The sequence below is a fragment of the Oceanimonas baumannii genome (genome assembly GCF_002245495.1).
Classification (GTDB): domain Bacteria; phylum Pseudomonadota; class Gammaproteobacteria; order Enterobacterales; family Aeromonadaceae; genus Oceanimonas; species Oceanimonas baumannii.
Genome location: NZ_NQJF01000003.1, coordinates 1 through 16,135 on the forward strand (window position 1 = coordinate 1; position 16,135 = coordinate 16,135).

The following is a 16,135-nucleotide window of genomic DNA, read 5'->3' on the forward strand; positions in this document are numbered from 1 at the left end:
CGGCTGAGCAACAACACCGTCGCCGCCGGCATGCTGAACTTCTCGCTGCGCCGCAGCCAGAACATTCACATGCAGCACGTGGATGTGAACAAGGACGCCCGAGCCCTCACCAAGAGCCAGAAGCCGGTGGTCCTGTGGTTTACCGGCCTGTCCGGGGCCGGCAAGTCGACCATCGCCAACCTGGTGGAGAAAAAGCTGCACGCCCAGGGCAACCATACCTACCTGCTGGACGGCGACAACGTGCGCCACGGCCTGAGCAGGGACCTGGGCTTTACCGATGCCGACCGGGTGGAAAACATTCGCCGGGTGGCGGAAGTGTCGAAGCTGATGGTGGATGCCGGCCTGATTGTACTCACCGCCTTTATCTCGCCGTTCCGCGCCGAGCGCCGCCTGGCCCGGGAGCTGCTGGCAGAGGGTGAGTTCATTGAAGTGCACGTGGACACCCCGCTGAACGTGGCGGAAGAGCGCGACGTGAAAGGCCTGTATAAAAAGGCCCGCCGCGGCGAGCTGAAGAACTTCACCGGCATCGACTCCGCCTATGAGCAGCCGGAGAATCCGGAAATTCGTCTGGACACCACCGCACTGAGTGCAGGCGAGGCAGCGGATGCGGTGATTGCCGTGCTGAAAGACAAAGGTTTTATCGGGTAAAACAGCCATAAGCTGTCAGTTAAACAGACGTAGGCTGGCGATGAGCGTAGCGAATCCCAACATTTATACCGCCTGCCGGAATGTTGGGACTCGTCCCAACCTACGAACTCGTTCTCTCTGCAGAATGGACTCCGGCCTTCGCCGGAGTGACAATTGTTGTAGGCCGGCTGTAGCCGAGCCTACAAAATGACAATAAAAGGATAAAGAATGTCTGTTACTCAGGAACTGCTTAATCAGGTAGACACTCTGGCCCGCAAAGCCGGGGCTGCCATTATGGAAATTTACGGTCGCGAGTTTACCGTTGAGCAAAAAGAAGACAAGTCTCCGCTGACCGAAGCAGATGCCGCTGCCCACCATATTATTGTTCAGGGGCTGGCTGAGCTGCCGCTGCAAGCGCCCATTTTATCGGAAGAAGACACCGCCGGCTTTGCCGGTGCCGATGAGCATGGCCACTACTGGCTGGTAGATCCGCTGGATGGCACCAAGGAGTTTATCAAGCGTAACGGCGAGTTCACCGTGAATATTGCCCTGATCGAAAACGGCAAGCCGGTGCTGGGGGTGGTGTATGCGCCAGCCCTGAATGTCGGCTATGTCGCTGCTCACGGCCTGGGGGCCTTTAAATATGAGGGCAACGCTGAGCCGGTGGCCATTCATGTAAAAGCACACCAAAACGGTACACCCTGGCGCGTGGTGGGCAGCCGTTCTCATGGCGGTGGCGAGTTACCGGCTCTGCTGGAACAACTGGGTGAACATGAGCTGGTGCCCATGGGCAGCTCACTCAAGCTTTGCCTGGTAGCAGAAAATGCCGCAGACATTTACCCCCGTCTTGGCCCTACCTCACTATGGGACACCGGCGCCGCTCAGTGTGTGGTTGAGCAGGCCGGCGGCATTGTAGTGCAGCTGAACGGCGAGCCTCTGAGCTATGCCAATACCAAAGAAGTGCTTAACCCCTTCTTTCTGGTGCTCGGCGGAGAAAACCCCTTCGGGGAGCTGTAAGCTGTAAGTTAAAACAAATGTAGATTGGCGATAAACGAAGCGAATCCCAACATTGGCACCGCATGTCGGAATGTTGGGACTCGTTCCAACCTACAGTTCAGCAATCCTCTCTCAGGGTGGGGTTTTGCAGCTGGCTACGTTATCAGTCAAAATGTCGGGACTTGCCTCAAGCTACCATCCTTTACCTTCGGCCTTTTATGCTTTTAACCACTTCTTTCGGTATCTGGCGTCAGCGCAGGGTACTTAATGCTTTGCTGGCTCCTGCCCGTGTTGGCTTTTTTACCACAGGGCAGGCCACCGCTGTCGTGGGCTGGGGTATGAAACCCAATACTGAAAAGGCCCGTCAGCTGGCCCTGACAGGCAGGTTACCGTTCTGGCAACTGGAAGACGGGTTCGTCGGTTATATTGGTCACCCTGCCGATGCGGGCCATCGTCTGTCGCTGATCGTGGATGAAACGGGCATTTATTACGACGCCACTCAGCCAAGCGCCCTTGAGCTGATGCTGAATGACATCAGCTGGTGGAGCCCGGCATGGGCACAGCGTGCCGATACCCTGCACCAGGCGCTGGTAGAAAACGGCATCACCAAATACAACTGCTATGACGACAATGCATTGCCGCCGGCGGTCACAGCCCGGCTTGATGCTTCCCGCCCAAAAGTGCTGGTCATTGACCAGACCAAAGGTGATCAGTCGGTACGGCTGGGGCTGGCCAGTGAGCAGTCGTTTTTCGATATGCTGCACGCAGCCAGAGCTGAAAACCCCGGCGCACAGATTATTGTGCGAACTCATCCGGATGTGCTGCTGGGCAAAAAACAGGGCTATTTAACCGCAGCTGCCGGTGATGATGTGTTGCTGCTGGCCGACAGCGTGAACCCCTTTGCTCTGATGACTGAGGTGGACAAGGTATATACCGTCACGTCTCAGCTGGGTTTTGAGGCATTGCTGGCTGGCAAGCCGGTGGTGTGTTTTGGTGTTCCGTTTTACGCCGGCTGGGGAGCCACCGATGACCGTGCTCCGGTGCCGCGCCGGGGCGAACTGCGCACTGTGCCACAGCTGCTGGCCGCGGCGTATCTGCGTTATTGCCGCTACCTGGATCCGGTAACCGGAGAGCCTTGTGAGCTCGAGGATCTGCTGGATCTTATTTTGGCGCAACGTTCACCGGTGCCGCCGGTAAACACGCTGCAGGCCGTGGGCTTTTCATTGTGGCGGCGGCGTTTTTCACCTTACTTTTTGCGCCGCTATGCGAAAAAAGTGACGTTTGTTGACCGTATTCCCGACATATTTTCAGGTTCTGACAGTTCGGCGAGGGCTGAAGGCTCCATGGATTCCCGCCTGCGCGGGAATGACAATAATGGGTGCGGGAATGACAATATTGACCGTATTCCCGACATATTTTCAGGTTCTGACAGTTCGGCGAGGGCTGAAGGCTCCATGGATTCCCGCCTACGCGGGAATGACAATAATGGGTGCGGGAATGACAATGTTGACCGTATTCCCGACATATTTTCAGGTTCTGACAGTTCGGCGGGAGCTGAAGACTCCATGGATTCCCGCCTACGCGGGAATGACAATAATGGGTGCGGGAATGACAATAATGGGCGCGGGAATGACAGTGGGGGGAACCGGAATGACTCCACACCCTCATCATGCCTGCAAAGGCAGGCATCCAGCACAAACTGCGCCGTGCTGGTATGGGGGCGCAAGTTTGAACAACAGACGGGCACTTGCTCGCAACCGGTGTGGCGCATGGAAGATGGCTTCTTGCGGTCGGTGGGCCTGGGCTCGGATCTGCGCCGTCCGGGCTCATTGGTTATCGATCCGGTCGGCATGTATTACGATCCACGCACACCCAGTGCCATTGAGCAGTATTTAAAGCACCATGACTTTTCTGAACTGGAGCTGCAGTTGGGAGAGCAGTTGCTGACCCATTTTAAAGAGCAGGCACTGACCAAATATAACGTGGGTGTTCGCAGCCGGTTTGGCTGGCGGGAACAAGCCGGAGAGCGTCCCTTGCTGCTGGTTCCCGGTCAGGTCGACGACGATGCTTCGGTACAACTGGGCAGCCCCTTTGTGGCCGGCAATGCTGCCTTGCTTGAAGCAGTTCGGGCCGCTTACCCCAATGCCTTTATTGTGTTTAAGCCCCATCCGGATGTGGTGAGTGGCAACCGCCAGGGACAGGTGCCGGAAAGCGTGCTGAAAGCCTGTGTGGACCTGGTGGAAACCGAGGCCGGCATTGTGGACTGCCTGGATACGGTGGATGCCGTGCACGTGCTGACATCCCTTACCGGACTGGAAGCACTGATCCGTGGCAAACCGGTCACGGTATGGGGTCAGCCGTTTTATGCCGGCTGGGGGCTGACCACCGACATCCACCCGGTCACTCGTCGTGGCCGTGCCCTCCCCTTACCGGCCCTGGTGTATGCCACCTATGCCTGGTATCCCACCTATGTGGATTATAAAACCGGCCTGTGCAGCACTCCGCTGCGCATGGCACGCCAGCTGGCCAGGGAACGGGAAGCATACCGGGAGCCCGAGCATGCGCTGTTACGACTGCTCCACCGCCGCTGGCGAAAGGTAAGGTATTTGTGGGAAGCGTTTTCCCCTTCGGGGAGCCGTAAGCTATAAGCGGTCAGCTGTAAGTTTAAACAACATGCAGGTTGGCAGTGAGCAGCGCGAATCCCAACATTTTTATAGCCTGCTGAAATGTTGGGACTCGTCCTGACCTACCGACTTAAGTGCTTCGCATGAAACCGCAGGTGCTCTTCGATAAAGCTGGCAATAAAGTAATAGCTGTGGTCATAGCCCGGCTGCAGGCGGAGCTCAAGACTGGCACCGGCCTGTTCGGCAGCCTCTTTCAGGGCATCGGGCTTGAGCTGTTCCGCCAGAAAGTTATCTGCTGCTCCCTGATCCACCAGCATGGGCAGTGAACATCCCTTTTCCTTCAGTAACAGGCTGGCGTCATACTCGGCCCATGCGGCCTTGTCGTCTCCCAGATATGCTTCCAGGGCTTTGTGACCCCAGGGGCAATCGGTGGGGCTGGAAATAGGCGCAAAGGCCGAGACGGACACAAACCGCTCCGGATTACGCAGCGCCAGCACCAGGGCGCCGTGGCCACCCATGGAGTGACCGCTGATGGCACGCTGACCGGTTAACGGCAATTCGCTTTCCACCAATGCCGGCAGTTCGTTCAGCACATAGTCATACATGCGATAATGCATACTCCAGGGCGCCTGGGTGGCATTCACATAAAAGCCGGCTCCCAGCCCGAGATCGTAGGCACCTTCGGCGTCATCGGCGACATCTTCGCCCCGTGGACTGGTATCCGGAATGATCAGCGCCAGCCCCAGCTCAGCAGCTACCCGCTGTGCACCGGCTTTGGATGAGAAGTTTTCATCGGTGCAGGTCAGCCCCGACAGCCAGTATACCGCCGGCACCGGCCCCAGCTCTGCCTGAGGTGGCAGAAATACAGAAAACTGCATGCTGCAGTTAAGGCTATTGGCTTCGTGCTGATAGCGGATCTGACGGCCGCCAAAGCATTTTTGCTCTTGTATCAGTTGCATAGGAAATCCTTTAAAAATCGGCTGCAAGCAGGTTGCTGTCGTCCCCACGCGGCAGGGACGAGGGCCCGTTAATATCATCGGTGCCGGGCAACACGACTATTTCGTCGCCCCCGCGCAGGCGGGGGCCCATTCTGCGGCCAAGTGCCGATCTCATGGATTCCCGCCTGCGCGGGAATGACGGCCTGATAGCTTAAAGCTATTTATTTGTTGTACAGGATCACGGAACGGATGGATTTTCCTTCGTGCATCAGATCAAAGGCGTGGTTGATGTCGTCCAGGCCCATGGTGTGAGTAATGAAGGTATCCAGCTCAAATTCACCGTTCATGTATTGCTCCACAATGCCGGGCAACTGAGAGCGGCCTTTTACACCACCAAAAGCAGAGCCTTTCCAGACACGACCGGTGACCAGCTGGAACGGACGGGTAGAGATTTCAGCACCAGCCGGTGCCACACCGATGATAACGGATTCACCCCAGCCCTTATGGCAGGCTTCCAGGGCGGAGCGCATTACCTTGACGTTACCGATGCATTCAAAAGAGAAATCGACACCGCCATCCGTCATTTCTACAATCACATCCTGAATGGGTTTGTCGTAGTCATTGGGATTGATGCAGTCGGTTGCCCCCAGCTTTTTGGCGATCTCGAATTTGTCTTCGTTGATGTCGACCGCAATAATGCGGCTGGCTTTGGCCTGCACGGCACCAATGATCACGGCAAGACCAATTCCTCCCAGGCCAAACACCGCCACGGTGTCGCCTTCCTGCACATTGGCGGTATTTTTCACCGCGCCCATGCCGGTGGTAACACCACAACCCAGCAGACAAACTTTCTCAAGCGGGGCATCTTTGCTGATTTTGGCCAGCGAGATTTCGGGCACCACGGTGTGCTCGGCAAAGGTGGAGCAACCCATGTAGTGGAAAATCGGCTGACCGTCTTTGAAGAAACGAGTGGTTCCGTCGGGCATCAGCCCCTTGCCCTGAGTGGCACGCACGGCCTGACACAGGTTGGTTTTGCCGGATGTACAGAATTTACATTCGCCACATTCGGCGGTGTAGAGCGGAATAACATGATCGCCCACTTCCAGGCTGGTCACGCCTTCACCCACAGCCTCGACAATACCGGCACCTTCATGACCCAGAATGGAGGGGAATACGCCCTCGGCATCATCACCGGACAGCGTGTAAGCATCGGTATGGCAAACGCCGGTAGCCACAATGCGCACCAGCACTTCACCTTTCTGCGGCGGCATCAGATCCACTTCTTCAACGCTGAGCGGCTTACCGGGGGCCCAGGCAACAGCGGCGCGGGTTTTAATCATGTCCATGATAGGCTCCTGTGTGTTTTTAAAGCGATAAATTGCGGTAACAGCAATGTTGGGATTCGCTACGCTCATCACCAATCTACACGTGCTTTTAACTTAAAGCTGACGGCTTACAGCCCCCCCGCAAGGGGATAACGACTATTGTATTACGCCCCTTCCGAATGATAATAACCTCTATAGCAAAACACTTTTACCAATGAGCAATAATGACCAACTGGGAAGGCATTAACGAGTTTATCTGTGTCGTGGAATGCGAAAGCTTTACGGCAGCAGCACAGCGATTAAACGTGTCGGTGGCCCATGTAAGCCGGCGCATCAGCCAGCTGGAGCTGCGGCTGGGTGCCCGCTTGCTGTATCGCACCACCCGCAAGCTGACGATAACTGAAACCGGCCGGGTGTATTATCAGCAGGTGCGCCAGGTGCAGGATGCCCTGCAAGCTGCCGAGCAGGAAGTCATGACCATGGAGGGTAACCCGGCAGGCAAACTGCGTATTACAGCACCGGTTTATTATGGCGAGCAGTTTCTGGCACCGCTGGTGAATAACTTTTTACTACGCTATCCCGGCCTGCAGCTGGATATGGTACTGACCAATAAAACCGTGGACCTGATTCAGGAAGGATTTGATCTGGCAATTCGACTGGGCACCCTGGGCTCATCCCGTTTAATGTGCCGCAAGCTGTCCCGCCGCACCCAGTATTTATGCGCTGCCCCCGATTATCTTGCCCGCAACGGCATACCACAGCAGATTGGTGATCTGGGAAAGCACCGCTGCCTGGCCGGTACAGTGGAGCACTGGCGTTTTGTGGAGCAGGGCCGGCAACGCACCTTCCGGCTGCCTTCCGGATGGCATTGTAATTCGGGCCTGGCGCTGAAAGATGCTGCCATCAAAGGACTGGGAATCGTGCAGTTGCCGGATTATTACGTGACGGAAGAGCTGGAGAAAGGTCTGCTGGTCAGCCTGCTGGATGAATTCCGGTTGCCGGACGACGGAGTCTGGGTGGTGTATCCGAACAACAAACACCTGTCGCCAAGAGTGCGGCTGCTGGTGGATTATTTGGTTGAATGTTTATAGGTAAACGTAGTTGGCAAGGGGGAACTGTTTCGCTCCTCCCCCTTTTTTAAGGGGGAGGTTGGGAGGGGGTTAAAACAAACCCCACCCTAACCCTCCCCTTGGCAAGGGGAGGGAACTAATTTGCTTCCCTTGAGAAGATTACATTTGTGACTGCAGGTAGTTGGGCAGGCCAATACGCTGAATAAGACCCAGCTGCTGCTCCAGCCAGTGGGTGTGATCGTTTTCGGTGTCTTCCAGCAGCACCTGCAGCATGTCGCGGGTCTGATAGTCCTGCTCTTGTTCACACAGGGCCATGACCTTGCGCAAATCTTCAATCACCTTATATTCCAGATCCAGATCGCTCTGCAGCATGGAAGGCACGTCTTTGCCAACGTTAAGCGGTACACGGGTCACCATGTCGGGTGTGCCTTCCAGAAACAGGATACGCTCAATCAGCTTGGAGGCGTGGCCCTTTTCATCTTCAAATTCATGGTCAATGCGTTCGAACAGTTTGCTAAAACCCCAGTCTTCATACATACGGGAGTGGATGAAGTATTGATCCATAGCGCTGAGCTCACCTGCCAGCAGCTCGTTGAGTGCGGCAATAATTTGCTGGTTACCTTTCATGATTCTGTTCCCTTACAGTTGTGACTGCTGGTAATTTTCGAGGCCAATTTTGCCGATAAGATCGAGCTGGGTGTCTATCCAGTCGAGGTGGCCTTCTTCGTATTCTTCCAGGTCGCACAGCAGCTCGCGGGATACAAAGTCGTGCACCGACTCACAGTAGGCAATGGCTTGTTTCAGCACCTGCAGTTGTTCTTCAACCTGCTGGCGATCGCAACTGAGCATCTCTTCGGTGTTTTCACCAATACGCAGACGGTTCAGATGCTGCAGGTTGGGCAGGCCTTCCAGAAACAGAATGCGCTCGATCAGCTCGTCGGCCTGTTTCATGTCTTTAATGGATTTTTTATATTCCCGCTCGTTCAGCTGGTGAAGCCCCCAGTTTTTGAACATGCGGGCGTGCAGAAAATACTGGTTGATGGAGGTCAGCTCTATACTGAGCACCTGGTTAAGGTACTCAATGACTTTTTTGTCGCCTTTCATAACCACTCTCCCCGTTCGATGATGGCCATAAGGATAGACGGCGAATCGCATTTTTTCAACTCAAAATAAAACTTAAGTGTATGATTTTATTGAGTTTAACTGGGAACGAGAACCAGTAGCATTCTCCCTTTTCATTGGCAGCTCAGTGCAACCTTGCCTGCCGCTGCCCGGCCATTTGTTGCTGACGGCACAGCTCCCGCCATAGCTGTGAGCATTCTCCCAGTACCACTTCCTCTACCTCCGGAGGCAGTAACTGATGTCGGTGCCAGTCAGACAACCGTTGCAGCGTACGCCGCAACAGACTGAGACAACGGCGATGACTTCCCTGGCGAGCATGGGCTTCGGCCAGGTTTTGGGCACTGATCGACAGACACACCACCAGAGATTCAATATCGGTTCCGGTAGCCACCAGCATTATGTTATTAGCTTCAGGCCACTGCTGCACCAGCAGAGTAAACGCCTGTTGGTAATAGCAACAGGCCTGATCATAACGCTCATGAGCGAAGGCCTGGTTAGCGCTTGTGGTAATGGCTTTCCACTGGGCGAGAAGGTGCATTTTCTGCTCTCCGCTGATTAAAAATAAAATATGACTTTACTTACAATTAAACACAAATGAAAATGATTTAGATTAACCAACCGGAGATTTGTGATGACTTTTACGCTTCCTGAGCTGCCTTACGCCTACAACGCCCTGGAACCCCACCTGGATACCATGACCATGGAAATCCATCACAGCCGCCATCATCAGACTTATGTCAACGGACTGAATGCGGCAGTAAAAGACACCCCCTTTGAGCAATGGCCACTGGAGCGCTTGCTGCGGGAGATAAATACCCTGCCCGATAATATGGCCGCCGCCGTTCGCAATCATGGCGGTGGTCATGCCAATCACTCCCTGTTCTGGACAGTGATGTCACCTCAGGGCGGCGGTGCACCGGTTGGCAAGCTGGCAGAGGCCATTAACGAAGCATTTGGCAGTTTTGATGCATTTCGTGAGCAGTTTGTGCAGGCAGCAGTAAGCCGGTTTGGCAGTGGCTGGGCCTGGCTGTGTGTGGATGCCGGTAAAAAACTGATGGTAACCAGCAGTGCCAATCAGGACAGCCCGCTGATGCAAGGCTTAACGCCGGTACTGGGACTGGATGTGTGGGAGCACGCTTATTATCTGAAATATCAGAACAAGCGCCCTGAATACATTGCGGCTTTCTTTGAGGTAATCAACTGGCCGGAAGTAGCCGCTCGCTATGAAGCCCAGTTTTGATCCAGGCCGTCTGCGGCGGCTAAAAACCTGGCTCGGCATCACCATCATCTGTATTGGTTTGTGGCTGATGCTGAGCCAGTGGTGGCAGAGCTTTTTTTAGGAGTCTGATTTACTCGATCCAGATCGGGTTGGAATAGGCGCGCTTGCCATTGCGATCTTCCACTACCCATTGCATCCAGGTGTGATTCGGGGGGACAGGCACGCCGGTTCTGAACCACTTGGCACCGTTTATTTTCCAGCCGGCCACCTGTTTACCGTCCAGCCATACTTCGGCGTTGGACAGCCCCACATCGGAACGGAATTCTACCTGGCTTTCAGTAAAGGGCTTGGCGGTGCCGCCGAAGTTGGTAGTAACCGGGTATACCTGCGGCCCAAAACTCAAAAAGCTGTGTCCTTTGCCAGCGGCGCTGGCATAGTCGGCACTCAGCCGCCCCTTGGGGGTGTAGGCATACAGCTTGCCGCTACTGCCGCCAAGGTATACTTTTTCGCCCCGGCTCCAGCGCTGGCGCAGATCTTTCAGCTTGGCCTCAAAACCAGAGGTCACCGGCGTCAGCTCAAGCAGGGCCAGCTTCGCCTGCCCCTGGCCACCATACAGCGGTTTATCGGCACTGAGCACATCAAGCGAACCGGCACTCAGCCATGCACTCACTTCCCCCCCCTGGCGGTTTTTACGCAGATCGTCACTTTCATACAAAATGCCCAGTTCATTTTGCAGGCTGGCGGCGGTCCAGTGTGCCTGCACCATATTAGGCATGTCATTATAACTGGGCAGTGTGACCGGCCCCTGATTGCGCTCAAGACGGTAGCCGGAGAACTGCTGGCCACTATCGGCCTGAGTCGTGCTCAGGCGAATGCCGGCATTATCACGGTTGACTTCATAACGGCTTTTCACCGTTTGACCATTGAGCTGGCGCTCCAGCTCAATCACCACCCGCTTACCGGTTTGCTCCAGCACGTCAATTTTTGTCGAGGTAAGCTGTTGCCCTTCGGCCGGAATAAAGTCAAGAGAACGTACCAGATCGGGCCCATACTGACCATTATTGACAATGGCCAGGTCAACCAGCGCACCGGTGTCAGCACTGATGGCAAAGGCAAAATAAGGCGATTTAACGGTAATGTCCTGTGCACCGGTCGCATCGCCGCCCTTAATGAAGGTAGGCCCTTGCATGACATCAAGCCGTACCGATGCCTGCTCATTATTAGAAGCACAAGCCGACAACACCAAGGCAGCCAGCACGGTAAGCCCGGTTTGGTAAAAACGCATAAAGAAAACCCCGATAAAAATTAAGAGACCATCAAATTCTGACAGTTTCATTGCGGAAAACAATAGGCTTCCTTGCCCACTGCTAACCAGAAAAGATGCCGTATGATACATCGTATATCCGGCGGAATAAGGGCTTACATGTTTTCAAGCCGGGCCAGCAGTTGATTAAGGGAACTGAGCAACTGGCGGGTGTCACCGCCGGTGAGGCCCTCGGCCAGGCTGGCTTCCCATTCCAGCACCCGGGGTACCATGCGCCGGTGCAATTCTTTCCCTTCGGTGGTGAGCACAATACGCGCCGCCCGCTGATCTCTGGGGTTCGAGGTACGCTTTATCAGCTTTTTGTCTTCCAGCCCCTGCAAGGCCCGGGACACTTTCACCTTATCCATGCTAGTCATTTCGACCAGCTCCCGGGCGATCAACGAGCGACCATCTCCCAATACTGCCATCAACCGCCATTCAGGCCGGGTAATACCAAATTCTTTACGATAAAACACCGCCAGTTCGGCCCCCACCCGCTCAGCCACCTGCATCAGTTTGTAGGGAAGAAAACGTTCCAGCTCCAGTTCACTCTGTTCACCCATGTCAACGTCCTGTCAGTCCGTAAAGCCCAAAGTGTAACCATTTTTGAACACTGCTTTGAAGGGGCCAGCACAATATGGCGGGGCAGCTATAGTGAGTAAAGTATTGATCTTCACCGGAGGCAACACATGAAAAACCGGGTTTCCTTTCCACTGCGTGAAGGCGAACATTCACGCCAGGCCCACTGTGATCTGCCTGCCGGCAGCTTTGAGCGGGAAATAGGCAAAGACGGTTTTTTTGGGCCCGCCAGTCATATGTATCACCGCCATCCTCCCACCGGCTGGAGCCACTGGGAGGGGCCACTGCGGCCCCGGGCGCTGGACACCCGCAAACTGCCCGGTATGGGTCCGTCTCCGTGGCATGCAACACCGCTGTTATACAACGAGCGTTTATCCATCCGTCTGTGGCAGTGCCACAGTGCCATGGACCACCTGGTACGTAACGGCGATGGTGATGAATGTCTGTTTGTTCATCAGGGCAGCGGCGAGCTGTACTGCGATTACGGCCGGCTGCCTTTTGATGAAGGCGATTACCTGATCATTCCCCGTTCCACCAGCTGGCGCATCGAGCCCTCAGCTCCGGTTACCCTGCTGATGATTGAAGCCACGCACGGCAGCTATCAGCTGGCCGACAGAGGGCCGGCCGGACAACACGCTATTTTTGATCCCGGCGTACTGGAACATCCGCGTATTGATGAGGCCTTTGCCGGGCAGGCCACCACGCCCGGTGAGTGGCAGGTGCAGCTGAAAGCCCGCGGCCGGATAAACACCATCACCTATCCATTTAACCCCCTGGATGCGCTGGGCTGGAAAGGTGACCTGACCGTACTCAGGCTCAACTGGCGGGATATCCGTCCATTAATGAGTCATCGCTATCATCTGCCGCCCTCAGCTCACAGCACCTGGGTAGCCCCAGACTTTGTTATCTGCACCTTCGTTCCCCGCCCCATGGAGCAGGATGCCGGTGCCCTTAAGGTGCCGTTTTTTCACAATAACGATGATTACGATGAAGTGATTTTTTACCACCGGGGCAACTTCTTCAGCCGGGATAATATCGATGCCGGCATGATCACCTGGCACCCTTGTGGCTTTACTCATGGTCCGCACCCCAAAGCACTGGCCGTCAGTCAGCAAAACGGCCGCAAGGCCACTGACGAAGTGGCGGTGATGATAGACAGCCGCCTGCCACTTGAGCTGGCTACACTGCCAGAGGGCGTGGAAAACCCCGACTATGTCAACTCCTGGAGGGAATCGTGAAACTGGCTTCTCTGAAAGAAGGACGCGATGGCCGCCTGGTAGTCGTTTCCCGGGATCTGCAACAGGCCTGTCATGCCGAAGGCATTGCCCCTACCCTGCAAGCCGCTCTTGATCACTGGGATGAATGTGAACGGGCGTTACGCGCTTTGTATCAGCGACTGAACCGGGGAGAATGCAACATGGCCTTTGCATTTGCCCCCGGGAGCTGCGCTGCTCCTCTGCCCCGGGCCTATCAGTGGGCCGATGGCAGCGCGTATGTGAGCCACATAGAGCTGGTGCGCAAAGCCCGTGGGGCCGACATGCCTCCTGCCTTCTGGACCGACCCGCTGATGTATCAGGGCATGTCGGACGGTTTCCTAGGCCCTTGCGATGACATCGCCCTTGCCAATGAATCCTGGGGCATTGATTTTGAAGGCGAAGTAGCGGTGATCACCGGCGATGTGCCCATGGGCATCACCGCTGAACAGGCCCATCCCCATATCCGGCTGCTGATGCTGGTGAACGATGTCTCGCTGCGCAACCTTATTCCGGCTGAGCTGGCCAAGGGGTTTGGCTTTTTTCAGTCGAAACCCGCCACCGCCTGCTCGCCAGTAGCGGTGACTCCCGATGAACTGGGCACTTACTGGCACCACGGCCGGGTGCACCACAGGCTGAGGGTATTACTGAACCATCAGCTGTTCGGCGAGCCCGAAGCCGGCGTAGACATGACGTTTGGCTTTGACCAGCTGATTGCTCATGCCAGTCTGAGTCGCAGGCTGGGTGCCGGCACCATCATCGGTTCAGGCACGGTATCAAACCGGGATGAGCACAGCGGTGCTTGCTGCATCGCCGAGCGCCGTACCCGTGAGTTGCTGAACACCGGAGCAGCCAGCACCCCCTTTATGCGCTTTGGCGATCGGGTACGGATGGAAATGTTCGATGAACAGGGACAATCTATTTTTGGTGCCATTGATCAGCAGCTGGTACCTTATCGCGGGCCGGCAACATGAGCTCATCGCCAATATGGTCACCGTCACCGGAGCGAATACGCAACAGCCTGCTGCACGCCTTTATGCAACGACTGGAACGGGAACTGGGGCTTGAGTTCAGTGACTATGCCAGCCTGCATGCCTGGTCGGTGGAGTACAGCGATCTGTTCTGGCATCAGTTGTGGCGCTTTGCCGGAGTCATTGGGCACAGAGGCGGCACCACCGTTGCTGACAGCCAGGATGCCGAACATGCCGTCTGGTTTCCCGATGCCCGGCTGAATTTTGCCGAAAATCTGCTGATGCACGAGCGGGTACCGGGGGAAAGTCCGGCTATTATCGCCCGGTCAGAAAATGGCAGCTGCAGCCAGCTGAGCTGGCATGAACTGCAGCAACAGGTGGCGGCCGTCTCTGCCTGGTTGCGCCATGCCGGCGTACAAGAAGGTGATGTCGTAGCCGGGTTTATGCCTAATATTCCGGAAACCGTCGTGGCCATGCTGGCCACCGCCACCCTGGGAGGTATCTGGACCTCCTGCTCGCCCGACTTTGGCAGCGAAGGCGTGATTGAACGCTTTGGCCAGACTCAGCCTAAGGTGCTGTTCGCCGCCGATGGGTATGATTATAACGGCAAACAACATCACAGCCGTGAACGAGCAGCAGCGATCATGACTGCCATTGGCAGCATCACCCACCGGGTGGAAGTCTCCTGTCTGGAGCCCTCAGCTCTCCCCGCCGGTGTCACCGGCTGGCGGGAAATCCTGGCCACCCACAGAGGATCTCCGCTTACTTTTCATTCCATGCCGTTTAATGCCCCCTTGTATGTGCTTTATTCGTCCGGCACCACCGGCAAGCCCAAGTGCATTGTGCACAGCGCCGGCGGAACCCTGCTTAATCACTTCAAAGAGCACCTGCTGCATTGTGATATTCAGCCCGGTGACCCCGTGTTTTATTTCACTACCTGCGGCTGGATGATGTGGAACTGGCTGGCTTCGTCCCTGGCCTGCGGCGCGACCCTGCTGTTGTATGACGGTGCTCCTCTGCATCCGGATGCCGGCCGGCTGTGGCAGTGGCTGGCTGAACAGAGGATCAGCCTGTTTGGCACTTCGGCCAATTATCTGGAAGTGCTGGAAAAAAGCGGGCTGAAGCCGGGCCGGCAATATCACCTGGGCGCATTGCGCACCCTGTGCTCGACCGGCTCACCACTGGCGCCGGAGCAGTTCGACTTTGTATACCGCCATATCAGGCGCGATCTGTTACTGGCCTCCATTTCCGGCGGCACCGATATTTGCGGCTGTTTTGTGTTGGGTAATCCCATCAGCCCGGTTTACCGCGGGCAATGTCAGGGGCCGGGGCTGGGGCTGAATGTGCAGGTGTTTGATGACAATGGCCGGCGTTTGTTCGGCCAGCCCGGAGAGCTGGTGTGTTGCAATGCGTTTCCCAATCGCCCGCTGGGATTCTGGAACGACAACGATGGCAGCCGTTACCATCATGCCTATTGGGCACGCTGGCCGGGTGTATGGCAGCACGGTGACTTTGTCACCCAGACAGCTGAAGGCGGCATGGTGTTTCACGGCCGCTCCGATGCGGTGCTCAACCCCGGCGGAGTACGCATTGGCACGGCTGAGATTTACCGGCAACTGGCACAATTCAGAGAAATTGCCGGCAGCGTGATCATTGGTCAACGCAAGAACAACGACGAGCGTCTGGTGCTGTTTGTGCAACTGGCCGGGGGGCACTCACTGACACCTGAGTTGAGTGAAGCCATCCGCAAGCAATTAAGAACGGCTTGCTCCCCCCGCCATGTGCCGGCCGTTATTCTGGAAGTCAGTGATATACCCCGTACCCGTTCCGGCAAGCTGGTGGAGCTGGCAGTGCGGGAGGTTGTGCACAACAGGCCAGTTAAGAATATGGAAGCACTGGCCAACCCTGACGCTTTGGAACAGTTTAAAAACCGCCCGGAGCTGGCCTGATAGCAGAATCAGCCATCACCAGTCAGCTGTGTGCCGCACGGTCTTTTCCGTCCCCCCCATTTCAGTCATGCTTTTTTTCTTGCTGTCTGGTATTTTAAAAAAGAATCGGCAGCAAGTTCCGGCATACTGCTATATCATCTCCATTCATTGCGCAAACTC

At 55.8% G+C, this 16,135-nt stretch carries 15 protein-coding genes; 8 read left to right on the forward strand and 7 right to left on the reverse strand.

Annotated elements, in window-relative coordinates; genetic code table 11:
* Window positions 1-30 precede the first annotated feature (30 nt).
* From cysC to B6S09_RS18630, 3 genes are all read left to right on the forward strand, one after another.
* Window positions 31-648 (forward strand): adenylyl-sulfate kinase, encoded by a 618-nt coding sequence (gene cysC, locus B6S09_RS03875; RefSeq protein WP_211281086.1) that lies wholly within the window; start codon window positions 31-33, stop codon window positions 646-648.
* Between the two features lie 207 nt (window positions 649-855).
* The gene (gene cysQ, locus B6S09_RS03880; RefSeq protein ID WP_094277200.1) at window positions 856-1,644 is read left to right on the forward strand and encodes a 3'(2'),5'-bisphosphate nucleotidase CysQ; all 789 of its coding nucleotides are present in this window, start codon (window positions 856-858) and stop codon (window positions 1,642-1,644) included.
* Between the two features lie 197 nt (window positions 1,645-1,841).
* Window positions 1,842-4,271, forward strand: coding sequence for a capsule polysaccharide biogenesis protein (locus tag B6S09_RS18630; protein WP_244900097.1), 2,430 nt, complete (start codon window positions 1,842-1,844; stop codon window positions 4,269-4,271).
* Window positions 4,272-4,369: 98 nt separating this feature from the next.
* Here the strand turns inward: B6S09_RS18630 and fghA are convergent, their stop codons facing one another.
* Both fghA and B6S09_RS03900 read right to left on the reverse strand, forming a co-directional pair.
* Window positions 4,370-5,206 (reverse strand): S-formylglutathione hydrolase, encoded by an 837-nt coding sequence (gene fghA / locus B6S09_RS03895; protein ID WP_094277201.1) that lies wholly within the window; start codon window positions 5,204-5,206, stop codon window positions 4,370-4,372.
* Window positions 5,207-5,406: 200 nt separating this feature from the next.
* Complete coding sequence (locus B6S09_RS03900; RefSeq protein WP_094277202.1) at window positions 5,407-6,531, reverse strand: S-(hydroxymethyl)glutathione dehydrogenase/class III alcohol dehydrogenase; 1,125 nt, start codon at window positions 6,529-6,531, stop codon at window positions 5,407-5,409.
* Between the two features lie 203 nt (window positions 6,532-6,734).
* On the opposite strand from B6S09_RS03900, the gene B6S09_RS03905 reads away from it, so the two are divergent.
* Window positions 6,735-7,601: a LysR family transcriptional regulator gene (locus B6S09_RS03905; protein WP_094277203.1), complete on the forward strand. Its 867-nt coding sequence runs from the start codon at window positions 6,735-6,737 to the stop codon at window positions 7,599-7,601.
* Between the two features lie 138 nt (window positions 7,602-7,739).
* Here B6S09_RS03905 and bfr (B6S09_RS03910) read toward each other — a convergent pair whose 3' ends face one another.
* The 3 genes from bfr (B6S09_RS03910) to B6S09_RS03920 form a co-directional block, all read right to left on the reverse strand.
* On the reverse strand, window positions 7,740-8,207 hold the full coding sequence (gene bfr / locus B6S09_RS03910; protein WP_094277204.1) for a bacterioferritin: 468 nt from the start codon (window positions 8,205-8,207) through the stop codon (window positions 7,740-7,742).
* A 12-nt stretch (window positions 8,208-8,219) separates the two neighbouring features.
* A complete protein-coding gene (bfr, locus tag B6S09_RS03915) occupies window positions 8,220-8,684 on the reverse strand; it encodes a bacterioferritin (RefSeq protein ID WP_094277205.1) in 465 nt (154 codons plus the stop codon).
* A gap of 142 nt (window positions 8,685-8,826) precedes the next feature.
* Window positions 8,827-9,240 (reverse strand): DUF2753 family protein, encoded by a 414-nt coding sequence (locus B6S09_RS03920; RefSeq protein WP_094277206.1) that lies wholly within the window; start codon window positions 9,238-9,240, stop codon window positions 8,827-8,829.
* A gap of 93 nt (window positions 9,241-9,333) precedes the next feature.
* On the opposite strand from B6S09_RS03920, the gene B6S09_RS03925 reads away from it, so the two are divergent.
* Complete coding sequence (locus B6S09_RS03925) at window positions 9,334-9,942, forward strand: superoxide dismutase (protein WP_094277207.1); 609 nt, start codon at window positions 9,334-9,336, stop codon at window positions 9,940-9,942.
* A 109-nt stretch (window positions 9,943-10,051) separates the two neighbouring features.
* On the opposite strand, the gene B6S09_RS03930 is transcribed toward B6S09_RS03925, so the two are convergent.
* Both B6S09_RS03930 and B6S09_RS03935 read right to left on the reverse strand, forming a co-directional pair.
* A complete protein-coding gene (locus B6S09_RS03930) occupies window positions 10,052-11,206 on the reverse strand; it encodes a CehA/McbA family metallohydrolase domain-containing protein (RefSeq protein ID WP_094277463.1) in 1,155 nt (384 codons plus the stop codon).
* A gap of 134 nt (window positions 11,207-11,340) precedes the next feature.
* Entirely contained in the window at window positions 11,341-11,787 is a 447-nt protein-coding gene (locus B6S09_RS03935) for a MarR family winged helix-turn-helix transcriptional regulator (protein ID WP_094277208.1), read from the reverse strand.
* Between the two features lie 126 nt (window positions 11,788-11,913).
* Between B6S09_RS03935 and B6S09_RS03940 the strand changes: the two genes are divergently transcribed.
* The 3 genes from B6S09_RS03940 to B6S09_RS03950 are packed head-to-tail and all read left to right on the forward strand — an operon-like array spanning window position 11,914 to window position 15,976.
* Window positions 11,914-13,041 (forward strand): homogentisate 1,2-dioxygenase, encoded by a 1,128-nt coding sequence (locus tag B6S09_RS03940; RefSeq protein WP_094277209.1) that lies wholly within the window; start codon window positions 11,914-11,916, stop codon window positions 13,039-13,041.
* The gene (locus tag B6S09_RS03945) at window positions 13,038-14,030 is read left to right on the forward strand and encodes a fumarylacetoacetate hydrolase family protein (protein ID WP_094277210.1); all 993 of its coding nucleotides are present in this window, start codon (window positions 13,038-13,040) and stop codon (window positions 14,028-14,030) included. The genes B6S09_RS03940 and B6S09_RS03945 overlap by 4 nt, the downstream gene beginning before the upstream one ends.
* Window positions 14,027-15,976: an acetoacetate--CoA ligase gene (locus B6S09_RS03950; protein WP_094277211.1), complete on the forward strand. Its 1,950-nt coding sequence runs from the start codon at window positions 14,027-14,029 to the stop codon at window positions 15,974-15,976. The genes B6S09_RS03945 and B6S09_RS03950 overlap by 4 nt, the downstream gene beginning before the upstream one ends.
* Window positions 15,977-16,135 lie beyond the last annotated feature (159 nt).

Excerpts from the sequence above, each read along its gene's own strand:
- cysC (WP_211281086.1), top strand. The coding sequence starts at position 31 with ATGCTGAACTTCTCGCTGCGCCGCAGCCAGAACATTCACATGCAGCAC.
- cysQ (WP_094277200.1), top strand. The coding sequence starts at position 856 with ATGTCTGTTACTCAGGAACTGCTTAATCAGGTAGACACTCTGGCCCGC.
- B6S09_RS18630 (WP_244900097.1), top strand. The coding sequence starts at position 1,842 with ATGCTTTTAACCACTTCTTTCGGTATCTGGCGTCAGCGCAGGGTACTT.
- fghA (WP_094277201.1), bottom strand. The coding sequence starts at position 5,206 with ATGCAACTGATACAAGAGCAAAAATGCTTTGGCGGCCGTCAGATCCGC.
- B6S09_RS03900 (WP_094277202.1), bottom strand. The coding sequence starts at position 6,531 with ATGGACATGATTAAAACCCGCGCCGCTGTTGCCTGGGCCCCCGGTAAG.
- B6S09_RS03905 (WP_094277203.1), top strand. The coding sequence starts at position 6,735 with ATGACCAACTGGGAAGGCATTAACGAGTTTATCTGTGTCGTGGAATGC.
- bfr (WP_094277204.1), bottom strand. The coding sequence starts at position 8,207 with ATGAAAGGTAACCAGCAAATTATTGCCGCACTCAACGAGCTGCTGGCA.
- bfr (WP_094277205.1), bottom strand. The coding sequence starts at position 8,684 with ATGAAAGGCGACAAAAAAGTCATTGAGTACCTTAACCAGGTGCTCAGT.
- B6S09_RS03920 (WP_094277206.1), bottom strand. The coding sequence starts at position 9,240 with ATGCACCTTCTCGCCCAGTGGAAAGCCATTACCACAAGCGCTAACCAG.
- B6S09_RS03925 (WP_094277207.1), top strand. The coding sequence starts at position 9,334 with ATGACTTTTACGCTTCCTGAGCTGCCTTACGCCTACAACGCCCTGGAA.
- B6S09_RS03930 (WP_094277463.1), bottom strand. The coding sequence starts at position 11,206 with ATGCGTTTTTACCAAACCGGGCTTACCGTGCTGGCTGCCTTGGTGTTG.
- B6S09_RS03935 (WP_094277208.1), bottom strand. The coding sequence starts at position 11,787 with ATGGGTGAACAGAGTGAACTGGAGCTGGAACGTTTTCTTCCCTACAAA.
- B6S09_RS03940 (WP_094277209.1), top strand. The coding sequence starts at position 11,914 with ATGAAAAACCGGGTTTCCTTTCCACTGCGTGAAGGCGAACATTCACGC.
- B6S09_RS03950 (WP_094277211.1), top strand. The coding sequence starts at position 14,027 with ATGAGCTCATCGCCAATATGGTCACCGTCACCGGAGCGAATACGCAAC.